Origin of the sequence: Jejuia spongiicola, assembly GCF_023502325.1 — a bacterium.
Classification (GTDB): Bacteria; Bacteroidota; Bacteroidia; order Flavobacteriales; family Flavobacteriaceae; genus Wocania_A; species Wocania_A spongiicola.
Genome location: NZ_JAMFLZ010000003.1, coordinates 325,347 through 337,825 on the forward strand (window position 1 = coordinate 325,347; position 12,479 = coordinate 337,825).

Annotated in this window: 11 protein-coding genes; 6 read left to right on the top strand and 5 right to left on the bottom strand. The window is 34.9% G+C overall.

Annotated features, from left to right (window positions below; translation table 11 throughout):
* Positions 1 to 233 precede the first annotated feature (233 nt).
* The 6 genes from M3P09_RS08720 to M3P09_RS08745 all read left to right on the top strand — a co-directional run bounded on the left by M3P09_RS08720 (position 234) and on the right by M3P09_RS08745 (position 8,673).
* Positions 234 to 647 (top strand): HYC_CC_PP family protein, encoded by a 414-nt coding sequence (locus M3P09_RS08720; RefSeq protein ID WP_249972828.1) that lies wholly within the window; start codon positions 234 to 236, stop codon positions 645 to 647.
* A 107-nt stretch (positions 648 to 754) separates the two neighbouring features.
* Positions 755 to 4,471: an efflux RND transporter permease subunit gene (locus M3P09_RS08725; RefSeq protein WP_249972829.1), complete on the top strand. Its 3,717-nt coding sequence runs from the start codon at positions 755 to 757 to the stop codon at positions 4,469 to 4,471.
* Positions 4,468 to 5,706, top strand: a complete 1,239-nt coding sequence (locus tag M3P09_RS08730; protein ID WP_249972830.1) for a TolC family protein — start codon at positions 4,468 to 4,470, stop codon at positions 5,704 to 5,706. Before M3P09_RS08725 ends, M3P09_RS08730 begins: the two co-directional genes overlap by 4 nt.
* Positions 5,706 to 6,443, top strand: a complete 738-nt coding sequence (locus M3P09_RS08735) for a heavy-metal-associated domain-containing protein (protein ID WP_249972831.1) — start codon at positions 5,706 to 5,708, stop codon at positions 6,441 to 6,443. Before M3P09_RS08730 ends, M3P09_RS08735 begins: the two co-directional genes overlap by 1 nt.
* Position 6,444: 1 nt before the next feature.
* Entirely contained in the window at positions 6,445 to 8,217 is a 1,773-nt protein-coding gene (locus M3P09_RS08740; RefSeq protein ID WP_249972832.1) for an efflux RND transporter periplasmic adaptor subunit, read from the top strand.
* Positions 8,218 to 8,232: 15 nt separating this feature from the next.
* A complete protein-coding gene (locus tag M3P09_RS08745; protein WP_249972833.1) occupies positions 8,233 to 8,673 on the top strand; it encodes a heavy-metal-associated domain-containing protein in 441 nt (146 codons plus the stop codon).
* Between the two features lie 431 nt (positions 8,674 to 9,104).
* Here the strand turns inward: M3P09_RS08745 and M3P09_RS08750 are convergent, their stop codons facing one another.
* The 5 genes from M3P09_RS08750 to M3P09_RS08770 all read right to left on the bottom strand — a co-directional run bounded on the left by M3P09_RS08750 (position 9,105) and on the right by M3P09_RS08770 (position 12,469).
* Entirely contained in the window at positions 9,105 to 9,767 is a 663-nt protein-coding gene (locus M3P09_RS08750; protein WP_249972834.1) for a UbiA prenyltransferase family protein, read from the bottom strand.
* Positions 9,768 to 9,969: 202 nt separating this feature from the next.
* Positions 9,970 to 11,010, bottom strand: coding sequence for an AI-2E family transporter (locus M3P09_RS08755; RefSeq protein ID WP_249972835.1), 1,041 nt, complete (start codon positions 11,008 to 11,010; stop codon positions 9,970 to 9,972).
* A gap of 21 nt (positions 11,011 to 11,031) precedes the next feature.
* The gene (locus tag M3P09_RS08760; protein WP_249972836.1) at positions 11,032 to 11,565 is read right to left on the bottom strand and encodes a hypothetical protein; all 534 of its coding nucleotides are present in this window, start codon (positions 11,563 to 11,565) and stop codon (positions 11,032 to 11,034) included.
* 21 nt (positions 11,566 to 11,586) lie between these two features.
* Positions 11,587 to 12,057 (bottom strand): anthrone oxygenase family protein, encoded by a 471-nt coding sequence (locus tag M3P09_RS08765; protein WP_249972837.1) that lies wholly within the window; start codon positions 12,055 to 12,057, stop codon positions 11,587 to 11,589.
* A gap of 4 nt (positions 12,058 to 12,061) precedes the next feature.
* Positions 12,062 to 12,469, bottom strand: a complete 408-nt coding sequence (locus M3P09_RS08770; RefSeq protein ID WP_199099760.1) for an antibiotic biosynthesis monooxygenase family protein — start codon at positions 12,467 to 12,469, stop codon at positions 12,062 to 12,064.
* Positions 12,470 to 12,479 lie beyond the last annotated feature (10 nt).

Consider the following 12,479-nt stretch of genomic DNA (forward strand, 5'->3'; position numbering starts at 1 on the left):
CAATCAATTCTTTAAGAACTTTACATCAAGAATTTTAGAATAGTTTTTTTATTGTTGTTTTTAAGATGATTGGTGATTAAAAGCCTTTCAATCACGTTATTTTGAATGATAACTATTGAAAGGTTTTTATTTTTAATGCTTTCAGGTTTTACTGAAACGGTTTAGAAAAACTACGTTAGTTAACAAATAATTCACTAAAGTATATTAGATTTTTTTAACTTTGCAATTAGCTTATGAAACAAGTATCTCATAAAATAGCATCTTTTATAATGGCCTTTGTAGTATTGTTCTCTACAATGTCATTCACTATTAATATGCATTATTGTGGCGATACTTTAGTAGAAACCTCCCTGTTTCACAAAGCCAAAGGGTGTGGCATGGAAATGGACAACCCCTCAACCCAAGGTTGCGCTATCACAAAAAAGAATTGTTGCGACGATAAACAATTAGTTGTTGCCGGTCAAGACGAATTACAACTACAAGTAGACAAAATTACGTTTGAGCAACAAGTATTCATAGCCTCATTTGTTTACACCTATATCAACCTTTTTGAAGGATTAGATAAAAACGTATCCACTTACGAAGAGTATAAACCGCCACTCGTCATAAGGCGTATCTACAAGATTGACGAGACCTATTTAATTTGATTTTTAAACTTTAGACTGTGTTATCCTATGGCTTCATGCTATACGGATAATTTGCTGTATACGGTGTTTTAAAACACCAATGTCTAACTGTTTAATAATCAAAGCCAATGCTAAATAAAAGCATCAAATTTTTAATAGAAAACAAACTCGTTGCCGTGCTGCTACTCGTCCTTTTTGTAGGATGGGGAACGGTAAATGCGCCCTTTAATTGGGATACAGGATTTTTACCCAGCAATCCAGTAGCAGTAGATGCCATTCCAGATATAGGCGAAAACCAACAAATTGTATTTACCAAATGGGACGGCCGTTCGCCACAAGACATAGAAGACCAAATCACCTACCCTTTAACCACATCTTTACTTGGCATTCCGGGAGTAAAAACCATACGCAGTTCATCTATGTTCGGCTTTTCAAGCATCTATATCATTTTTGAAGAAGATATAGAATTTTACTGGAGCAGAAGCCGTATTCTCGAAAAGCTAAACTCATTACCAAGCGGATTGTTACCAGAAGGCGTTAATCCTGCCTTGGGACCAGATGCCACAGGATTAGGGCAAATATTTTGGTACACACTAGAAGGGCGTGATGAAAACGGAAACGTAACAGGAGGTTGGGATTTACAAGAATTGCGCAGCATACAAGACTACTATGTAAAATATGCCCTATCCTCGGCAAGTGGCGTATCAGAAGTCGCATCCATAGGCGGTTACGTTCAAGAATACCAAGTAGATGTCAATCCAGAATTGATGCGTCAATACAATATTGGATTGCATCATATTGTAAAAGCAGTTAAGGAAAGTAATAAAGACATTGGTGCGCAAACCATTGAAATAAACAATGCAGAATATTTAGTACGCGGTTTAGGCTATGTAAAATCCATTTCAGACATAGAAAATGCAGTCGTTACTTCAGAAAACTATACAGCCATACGAATTAAAGACATAGGTAAAGTTTCATTAGGTCCGGCAACCCGAAGAGGACTATTGGACAAAGAAGGCGCCGAAGTTGTTGGAGCCGTTGTAGTAGCACGCTACGGAGCAAACCCAATGGAAGTTATTAATAACGTAAAAGAGAAAATTAACAAATTAAGTGCAGGATTACCCTCAAAAGTATTAAGTGATGGAAGAACCTCACAAGTAACCATAGTGCCGTTTTATGATAGAACAGAACTCATACAAGAAACATTAGGCACGCTCAATGAAGCATTAACATTAGAAATACTAATTACCATTTTGGTCATCATCATTATGGTATTCAATTTACGGGCTTCAGTATTAATTTCAGGATTATTACCAGTAGCCGTATTAATGGTATTTATAGCCATGAAACTCTTTGGTGTAGACGCAAACATTGTCGCACTATCTGGAATTGCCATTGCCATTGGCACCATGGTAGACGTAGGTGTCATACTTTCAGAAAACATTATAAGGCACTTGGACGAGAGTCGTTCCAGCGGAAGCCTCATCCCTATAAACACCGTAGTTTATAACGCCACAGCCGAAGTCTCTGGCGCCATTGTAACCGCAGTAATGACCACCATTATCAGTTTCATTCCAGTTTTTACCATGATTGGTGCAGAAGGAAAACTATTTAGGCCATTAGCCTTTACAAAAACCTTTGCACTAACAGCATCCATTATTGTGGCCCTATTTTTAATCCCCCCGTTTGCAGCATTTTTATTCAGAAAGAAAAGCATTAAAACCCATTTTAAATATGTTTTAAACGGCGCTTTAATAGCAGTAGGTCTTGCCGCTGTGGTTTACGGGTATTGGTTAGGATTCATAGTGATGGCTTTCGGAATTACAGCGCTTCTCAAGCTACAAAATAAGATAACAGGCAAACAAGCCAATCTTATCAATATCATTATTTCGGCAACAGCCATAGTATTCCTGTTAGCCCAATACTGGAGGCCGTTAGGCGTAGATAAAAGTATTTTCTGGAACCTCATTTTTGTAAGCCTCATCTGCTTTGGTTTATTGGGTGTTTTTTCATTATTCATAAAATATTACACCCGCATTTTAAGATGGTGTTTAGACCATAAGCTTTTGTTTTTATCAGTACCAACAGCCATAGTTATAGCAGGGTTTTTCATTATGAAACATACAGGCAAAGAATTTATGCCATCCTTAAATGAAGGCTCTTTTCTATTGATGCCAACCTCAATGCCACATGCTGGTGTAGAAGAAAACAAAAGGGTTTTACAGCAATTGGATATGGCCGTAGCCAGTATTCCGGAAATTAAAACCGTAGTTGGTAAAGCAGGACGTACAGAATCTGCCTTAGACCCAGCACCACTATCCATGTATGAAAACATCATTCAGTACAAACCAGAATATATGTTGAATGCTGATGGAGAAAGACAACGCTACAAAGTAAATGAAGAGGGTTTGTTTGAGTTGAAGGATGGCCGTTTTATAGCAAACCCCAATATGACTGAAAGTGCCACCCTAAGCACAATTAAAAGCGGCCAATTAATAGAAGACAATGATGGTGAGTTTTACCGAAACTGGCGACCGGAAATGCAATCTCCAGACGATATTTGGAACGCCATTGTAAACGTCACCAAACTACCCGGCGTTACATCAGCACCAAAACTGCAACCCATTGAAACCCGTTTGGTCATGCTGCAAACAGGCATGCGTGCACCTATGGGAATTAAAGTAAAAGGACAAGACTTAAAACAAATTGAAGCCTTTGGCGTTGAGTTGGAAAACATCATTAAACAAGCCGAAGGTGTAAAAAAAGAAGCCGTTTTTGCAGACCGCATTGTAGGCAAACCCTATTTGTTGATCGATATTGATAGAGAAAAAATTGCACGCTATGGCATTTCTGTACAAGAAGTACAAAACGTATTAAAAGTGGCAGTTGGCGGTATGGTATTAACCCAAACCGTAGAAGGTCGGGAGCGCTATGGCGTACGTGTACGCTACCCAAGAGAACTGCGAGCAAACCCAACCGATTTGCAACAAATTTATGTGCCCGCTTCATCAGGAAGCCCAGTACCATTAAGCGAATTGGCAAGCATTCGTTACCAACAAGGACCACAAGTCATTAAAAGTGAAGACACCTTTTTAGTAGGCTATGTATTGTTTGATAAACTGGACGGATTTGCAGAAGTAAGCGTGGTTGAAAACGCACAAGCACTAATTCAAGAAAAAATAGACTCTGGTGAGTTGATTGTACCTAAAGGAATAAACTATGCCTTTACAGGAACCTATGAAAATCAATTACGAGCCGAAAAAACACTCTCTGTGGTTGTGCCATTAGCATTGGTAATCATCTTTTTAATCCTGTATTTCCAATTCCGTTCTGTGGCCACCTCATTAATGGTGTTTACGGGCATTGCCGTAGCTTTTGCAGGCGGTTTTATTATGATTTGGTTGTATGGTCAAGGGTGGTTTTTAAACTTCAACCTCTTTGGCGAAAATGTACGAGACCTATTCCAGATGCACCCCATAAATTTAAGTGTAGCCGTTTGGGTTGGGTTTATTGCCCTTTTCGGAATTGCAACAGATGATGGTGTAGTTATGGCAACCTATTTAACACAAACCTTTAAAAGAAACACACCAGAAAACAGTAAAGAAATTAGAGCCTCAATTATAGAAGCAGGAGAAAAACGAATAAGACCCTGTTTAATGACCACAGCAACCACCATTTTGGCATTATTACCCGTACTCACTTCTACAGGGCGTGGAAGCGATATTATGATACCCATGGCAATACCAAGTTTTGGCGGAATGCTTATAGCCCTAATAACCCTGTTTGTAGTTCCGGTATTGTATAGCTGGAAAGCCGAAATTCAACTTAAAAGAGCAACAACATGAAATACAAGAAAATCAATATAAAAACTGGCTTTGTGCTTTGTGCTTTATGCTTTGTGTTTTCGGCACAAAGCCAAGAGTTGGAAACGCTTATTGAGGAAGCCTTAGCAAACAATCCCGAAATTCAGAAATTCGAGTTGCAATACAAAAGAGCTTCCGAAAAAGTAAACGAAGTCAATACCATTCCCAATACCGAATTTGGCGTAGGTTATTTTGTGAGCGAACCAGAAACACGTACGGGAGCACAACGTTTTAAAGTATCGGCAAAACAAATGCTGCCGTGGTTTGGCACCATTACTTCGCGGGAAAACTACATAGGTTCATTGGCAGATGCAAAATATGAAGACATTGTAATTGCCAAACGAAAATTAATGGCATCGGTATCGCAATCCTATTATAATTTATATGCCAACAAAGCGAAGCAAAAAGTACTCGCCCAAAATATAGAACTGCTTAAAACCTATGAAACACTGGCACTAACCTCTGTTGAGGTGGGTAAAGCATCTGCGGTAGATGTATTGCGCCTGCAAATGCGTCAAAATGAAATGCAACAACTAAAAGATGTTTTAAGCCAACAGTTTTTGGCCCAACAAACCAATCTTAACAATCTTTTAAACAGGGAAAATGATGTTGCTCTTACTGTGGTAGATCGTTTAATGATGCCTTCAGAAGACTTTGAAATAAAAACTGAAAGTTTGGCATTGCATCCAGAATTGCTGAAATATGATAAACTATACCAATCCATAGCACAATCTGAATTATTGAACCAAAAAGAAAGCAGCCCTATGATTGGCTTTGGTTTGGACTATATTAATGTTGACGAGCGGCCCAATATGAACTTTTCTGACAACGGTAAAGATATTGTAATGCCAATGGTTTCGGTATCCATCCCCATTTTCAATAAAAAACACAAATCCGTTACCAAACAAAACAAGCTGCAACAACAAGAAATTAATTACCAAAAACAAGAGCGGCTTAATGCATTGAAAACACTTTTAGATAAGGCCATTAATGAGCGTATCTCTTCCAGGATAAGTTATAGCACACAATCTAAAAACTTAAAGCAAGCCAAAGATGCAGAGAGCATCTTAATAAAAAGCTACGAAACTGGAACGATTGATTTTAATGACGTTTTAGATATTCAGGAACTGCAACTCAAATTTCAAATAAACCAAATAGAGTCTGTAAAAACCTATTATGTACAGACCACAATTATTAATTATTTAACACAGCAATAATGAAACACACATATAAAATTACAGGAATGACTTGCAATAATTGTAAAGCTTCCGTAGAAAAATATTTAAGTGAAATAGATAACATATCAGAGGTCTCTGTTAATCTTGAAAAAGGTGAAGCAGAATTGAAAATGGATAAGCACATTTCGACTGATATATTACAAAAAGCATTACCAGAAAAGTATACCTTATCTGAAAAGAAAGCGAAGAATGTGTTTACTTCTTCAAATATGTCGGCAATGCCAATGGAAGAAGAAAAAAGCAAATTGCAGCAATTAAAACCTCTATTGCTTATTATTTTTTATATCGCTTCAGCGAGTATTTTACTTCACTATAAAAATTGGTCTTGGAGTGCCTTTATGCTAGATTTTATGGGCTTATTCTACATTGTATTTAGTTTCTTTAAGATGTTGGACTTAAAAGGCTTTCCAGAATCCTTTAGTATGTACGACCCTTTAGCAAAACGCCTTCCTATTTACGGTAAAATATACCCTTTTATTGAAACTGCTTTAGGCATAATGTTCCTAATGCGCTTTCAAATAAACATTGCCCTCATTATTACACTTGTTGTTTTAGGAATTACCACAATTGGTGTTACCAAAACACTTTTAGATAAGAAAGCTATTCGATGTGCCTGTTTGGGTACAGCCCTTAAACTACCAATGACAGAAGCCACTTTTATAGAGAACGCTATTATGATTGTAATGGCAATACTAATGTTATTAAACATCTTTTAAAATGAAAAAATATATAATTTATACAGGCATATTAGTAGTAGGGCTACTATTGGGGTGGTTGCTCTTTGGTGGCTCATCAAAGGTAGAATCTGGCCACAATCATGATGCGGTTACAGAAACCAATCAGATGTGGACGTGCTCCATGCATCCGCAAATTATGCAGCCAGAACCAGGTGATTGCCCCATTTGTGGTATGGATTTAATTCCTGCTGCAAGTGGTAGTGATGGCTTATTGGCAGATCAGTTTAAACTCACTGAAAACGCGATGGCACTGGCCAACATTCAAACAACCGTAGTAGGCAAAGGAAATGCTGAAGACAATACTATTAAACTATCTGGTAAAATTGCCGTAAATGAAGAAGCCAATGCGGTACAGGTAAGTTACTTTTCGGGAAGAATTGAACGTTTAAATGTCAGCTTTACAGGAGAAGCCGTTCGTAAAGGGCAGCTATTAGCAAGCATATATTCGCCAGAATTGTATGCAGCACAGCAAGAATTGATCACAGCAGCAGCTTTAAAGGAATCGCAACCAGCATTATACAAAGCGGTTCGTAATAAATTGAAATTGTGGAAACTTTCTGATAATCAAATCAATCAGATTGAAAAAACCCAAAAGGTAAAAGAAAACTTCCCAGTGTATGCAACCGTTTCTGGGACGGTTACCGAAAAATTGGTTGAACAAGGCGATTATATAAAGCAAGGCCAACCCCTACTAAAAATAGCCAATCTAAACACGGTTTGGGCCAATTTTGATGTGTACGAAAACCAAATAGAGGTATTTAAAAAGGGACAAGAGGTTTTGGTAACTACAAATGCTTATGCCAACAAACAATTTAAAGGGAAAGTAGATTTTATTGATCCTGTATTAAATACCAAAACAAGAACGGTAACCTTGCGTGTGGTACTCAATAACAAGGAAGATATATTTAAACCTGGCATGTTTGTTACTGCAAATATGGATGGTATGAAGAATGAAAGTAAAGAGGTATTGACCATCCCCGCTTCTGCTGTACTTTGGACGGGTGAACGCTCTGTAGTCTATTTAAAAACCAACCCCAACCAAACCGTTTTTGAAATGCGTGAAGTTGTTTTGGGCAACCAAATGGGTAATGAATATGAAGTTTTGGAAGGCCTATCTACTGGTAATGAAGTAGTAACTAACGGAACTTTTACGGTAGATGCAGCGGCACAATTGCAGGGTAAAAAGTCTATGATGAATAAGGATGGTGGTAAAACCATGACGGGTCATGAAGGGCATTTAGGAATGGATACTAATGTTTCAAATGAAGAAAGCGGCCATACGCATAGGAATGAACGATTGGAAGTGCCAGAGGAATTTCGAGAGCAATTAAGGGTAGTTTTTAATGAATACATCCGTTTAAAGGATGCTTTGGTAAAAGAGGATTCAAAAAACACTTCAATTAGCGCAACAAGTTTACTGAACAAATTGAGTGAAATAGACATGAAATTATTATCAGACACGAACGCTCATACGCATTGGATGGCATTGACAGGCGACATAAAATCTTCTGCAACCTCTATTTTTAAAACGTCTGATATAAAAGTACAAAGGGGTCATTTTAAGCACCTTTCATCTCATTTAATAAATGCGGTACAACTGTTTGGTGTTAACGAAAAAGTGTATGTAGAATTTTGCCCAATGGCAGATAACAACAACGGTGCGTATTGGTTGAGCAAAGAAGAAAAAGTAATCAATCCATATTTTGGTGATGCAATGCTTACCTGTGGAGAAGTAAAACAAGTAATAGATTAATTAAATTTTAAAACAATGAAGAAAGTAATTTTAAGTGTAGCTGTACTAGCAGCATTGGGTTTAACTGGTTGTAAAAACGAAACCAAAAAAGAAATGGAAGCAACTACTACTGAAATGTCCAAAGACATGGCTATGACAGATCTGTCTTTTGGCGTTAGGGGTAATTGTGGTATGTGTAAAAATACCATTGAAAAAGCAGCCAATGGTGTTGATGGTGTAGCAAGTGCAAATTGGGATGTAGATAAAAAGAAGATTGATGTTTCTTTTGATGATACAAAAACGGATGCAATGGCAATTCATAAGGCCATAGCGGCATCTGGTTATGATACCGAAAAAGTAGCGGGTAGCGAAGAGGCTTACAAGGGTTTACCGGGTTGTTGTCAATACGACCACGAAATGGCAATGAATCAGTCTGGTGAAGCTAAAGGTGATGATCATTCGGGTCATGATCATTAAGCAATATAAATTAGGGTCTATTGAAAGTAATTATTTTGATAGGCTCTTTTTATAAATTACAATAGCGCATTCCATTCCACTCATATTGCGCTTCCCTCCTACGTCGTCGCATAAAAAGTATTTCATTAATATTGTAGAAGAAGCTTTATAGAATATTTTTTTTAAATAGAATTTAGTAGCAGCTTTCTCTTTTAACCAAAGCTTAAGTTACATAACGCTGAACATTATAGCATAAATATTATCATTAGTACCTTTATAAGAGGAGTCCATTTGATAGCTATAATTCCTTATTATGTGAAATATCCTGTAAAGCCCTTTAGGTACGACAAACTTCTGTAATTAGCGCATTGAACTTTAGGCTCTTGACTTTGGTAACAAACAATGAATATCTATTGTTTGTTACCAAATTTTTATGAAGGGTCATAAAAATTTTAATTATTAATAGTTAAATAGCTTATTCCTAATAATGCTATTGCCCCATCTATTAGTAAAGAATAATATATTTCTTGGCGATTAACTGTAGTAAGCACAATTAAGGTTATTTGTGTTGAAAGAGCTATTACAAATGTTAGTGTATTCAATATATTTGGAAAGACAATTCCAATTCCTAGTGCTGTTGAAATCAACAGTAAAATTGAAATTAATTTTGAGTTTCTAATGCCGACAACTTGTGGAATAGTTCGTTGTGTTAGTGAATCATGCTTCAAATCTCGAATATCAAATGGGATTGCTACAGCTACAAAATAAATGTAGTTAGCAGGAATAAAAATCAGTAAAATATCCAAATCATATATGTTTTCATTAAGTATTGGAAATGATACTATTACTAATGTCCATGTCAAAGCAATAGAATGAATTTTAACATATGGCAATTCACGTAAGCTTCTTCCTTTTATTTTTATGACATAAAAAAGCGAGATCATAATGGCCAAAATAAATAGCAAAACAACTATAGGTGTTACCTTATTTAATAACTTAAAGAATAAATAACCAGAAATTATTCCGCTAGAAATACTCAAAAAAAAAATTATTTTTCTATGTTGATAAACCCATTTCAACCAAGCAGTTTTTGTTTCGATATTAGCTTTAAACAATCTCTGACTATTATACACGAATAATGTAGAGAAAAAACCAAAAAGCCATAGTACAAATCGTTCTCTATAAGAAAGACATTGCAGATTCCTGCAATAAGTAGTCCTGCTGAAGTAGCTATTACAAAATTTAAATGGATTATATATTTTATAATGGTTTTGAACAATTGAATACGTTTTGGATTTGAATAAAAGCTCTACTTGATTAAACTTTACCTTTATCTGATAATAAAATTGCGAGAGATTTTGTTTGCTCAAATTTTGAAAAGACTATAACCATTATGACTGTTATTGGTACACTAAGAATCATCCCTGTTATACCCCAAATCATTCCCCAAAGAGAGAGGGCTATAATTGCTACTAAAGCACTAATATTCATAGAACTCCCAACTAGTTTTGGCTCTAATACATTTCCTATTATTAATTGTATGCAGCCTACAACAACAAGTGTTAAAGCAAAAGGTGTAATTTCAACAAATTGAAATAAGCAAAAAATGGTTGGAAATAGTGTGCCAATTAAAGAGCCAATAGTAGGTATATAATTCAATATAAAAATAATTAATGCCCAAAATACTGGTGCATCAACACCAATTAATATCAGTGCAATTGCACTTAGAGTTGCTGTAATTAGGCTCACAAAAGTTTTTATACCCAAATAGTTAGAAACTGAGCTTTCTAATTCTATTAGCATTGAAGAAACGTTTTGGTATTTCTTGTCTGTGGCAAAAATTAATTTTAATTTTTCATTGAAATTATTTTCCTCTAAAAATATAAATAGTATATACAAAAGAATCATAAAAATATTGCTAATCATATTGGAGAGAGACGAAGCTACAGTTTCAACTAAACTAGCAATTATAGCACTGATATCTTTTTCTCCAATAACGCTGTTTTTTATATCTATTTTTAGGTAATCATTAATTGAAGCAATTATTATTTTAAAGTTTTTTTCGTAAGTATCATATTCACTAACAATAGTCTCAATATTTGACGAAATAATAGAACTTATAAAATATAGAGTACCAATAAGTACAAATGAGATTGTGAGATTTTTTATCCAATTAGGCATATACTTACGAAAAAAAGAAACTTTATTTACTGTAGATTTAAGTTTTCGAATTAACACCCAAAATATAAGAGCGAAAATTAATGGTAAAAGAATACTTTTACCATACATTAAACCAACAATTATTAAGGATAGAGTAATTGCAATTTGTGTGAATCTTAACAATTTACTTGTATGCATTTATTAGTCTTTAAGAACTCTTTAATTGGCAGTCTGACTCTTTAGCCTTGTAGCATAAATAATGTTAGAGATACCGATTAATATTGTTAAAAAACCAGCTATCATTAAACCTTTATATTCGCTTGAGTATGTCGTAACCAGTAAAATTATTGCGCCAATCGACACTGCAAAACCTGCTACAATTCTAAAGACGAGGGTTTTTCTAGTAATCTTATTTTTTGAATTAAGTACTGTAAAAGGGAATATAATTTCAAGTAAACCGTACATTAAAATAAAGTATGCAACGTACATTAAAAAGTTTATTAAACTATCTGAAAAAAAAATTACCGTAGCAAAAATTATTAACCCTACCCCTTTTAAAAATTCAAACTTTGAGGTAATTTCTATATCTTTATTTGATCTAGAATGCTTTAAAGTATAAATTCCAGATATAAAAAATAATATAGGAACAAATATTTTTGCTTTATTAACGCCTACACTTTCTGCTATAATTATTGTTATACCTGCCAAAATTAGACATGTTCCTACTAAAATTAGGTCTCCTAGTTTTTTCATCTGTTTATATTGTTAGTTTATTCAGTTTTTAGATAAATATTTTACTAAGCCAAATCCTGCAAAAGTTGCTGAAGTAAACGCTAATAATATTCTAATAAGGTGATTTGCTCCCCAAGTATCCAAGGTTTCCTTGACATGATTCAACTCGATGGATTGATTGGCAAAAGAGGTGTTGACATCTACAAAATAGCTTAGAGTAATAGCCATTATAATAACACTTAATAAAAATGATATAGCCCAATAGATCCTACTCTGTTTAATTCTAATCACCAAGAAAAAGCAAACAAGAGGCAAAATAAGGCTTGACATTACAAGTGGTCCAGTAGCGCCCATTATTCCTGATGCATATTCAACATACCAATCTAGAAAATCTAAAGGTTCAGCTTTTTTCCAAAAAGAAAGTATAGCTGTGTACAACATAATCATAGCACCAGTAAAAGTACCAAGGCATATAATACTTACAACTTGAATTATTAAAGCTATTTTTTTCATTTATTTATTCACTAATTACAGTATAAAGTGACGGATTTGCTTTAAGTCCTTCTGTAGGTGGAACCCCAAGTTCTTTTGACATTTTTTGACTTGCTTCTGTAAATGCTTTTGGGCTTTCCCAAACAGCTACATTTATTAATTCAAATTTTGAACCTTCCTTTATTGATTTGTGTAATTTGGTAGAAATATAACCAGGTTCTTTTTTAAGAAAATCTCTACAAGCTTCCCAATAAATTATTGATTCTTCTAATTTACCTTCTGGTACTTCGAATGGATTTATAAGAGTAATGTGCTCTGTTTTGTTAGTTTTCATATTTGATTTTTTTTCATTTTCTTCTTTATTATTACAAGAAATAATATTGATTATTATAAATGTTATAAAAGCTAGTTTTGAAATTCTTATTGTATTCATTGTTAAATTT

Coding starts and splice junctions, on each gene's coding strand:
- M3P09_RS08720 (WP_249972828.1), top strand. CDS start 234: ATGAAACAAGTATCTCATAAAATAGCATCTTTTATAATGGCCTTTGTA.
- M3P09_RS08725 (WP_249972829.1), top strand. CDS start 755: ATGCTAAATAAAAGCATCAAATTTTTAATAGAAAACAAACTCGTTGCC.
- M3P09_RS08730 (WP_249972830.1), top strand. CDS start 4,468: ATGAAATACAAGAAAATCAATATAAAAACTGGCTTTGTGCTTTGTGCT.
- M3P09_RS08735 (WP_249972831.1), top strand. CDS start 5,706: ATGAAACACACATATAAAATTACAGGAATGACTTGCAATAATTGTAAA.
- M3P09_RS08740 (WP_249972832.1), top strand. CDS start 6,445: ATGAAAAAATATATAATTTATACAGGCATATTAGTAGTAGGGCTACTA.
- M3P09_RS08745 (WP_249972833.1), top strand. CDS start 8,233: ATGAAGAAAGTAATTTTAAGTGTAGCTGTACTAGCAGCATTGGGTTTA.
- M3P09_RS08755 (WP_249972835.1), bottom strand. CDS start 11,010: ATGCATACAAGTAAATTGTTAAGATTCACACAAATTGCAATTACTCTA.
- M3P09_RS08760 (WP_249972836.1), bottom strand. CDS start 11,565: ATGAAAAAACTAGGAGACCTAATTTTAGTAGGAACATGTCTAATTTTG.
- M3P09_RS08765 (WP_249972837.1), bottom strand. CDS start 12,057: ATGAAAAAAATAGCTTTAATAATTCAAGTTGTAAGTATTATATGCCTT.
- M3P09_RS08770 (WP_199099760.1), bottom strand. CDS start 12,469: ATGAATACAATAAGAATTTCAAAACTAGCTTTTATAACATTTATAATA.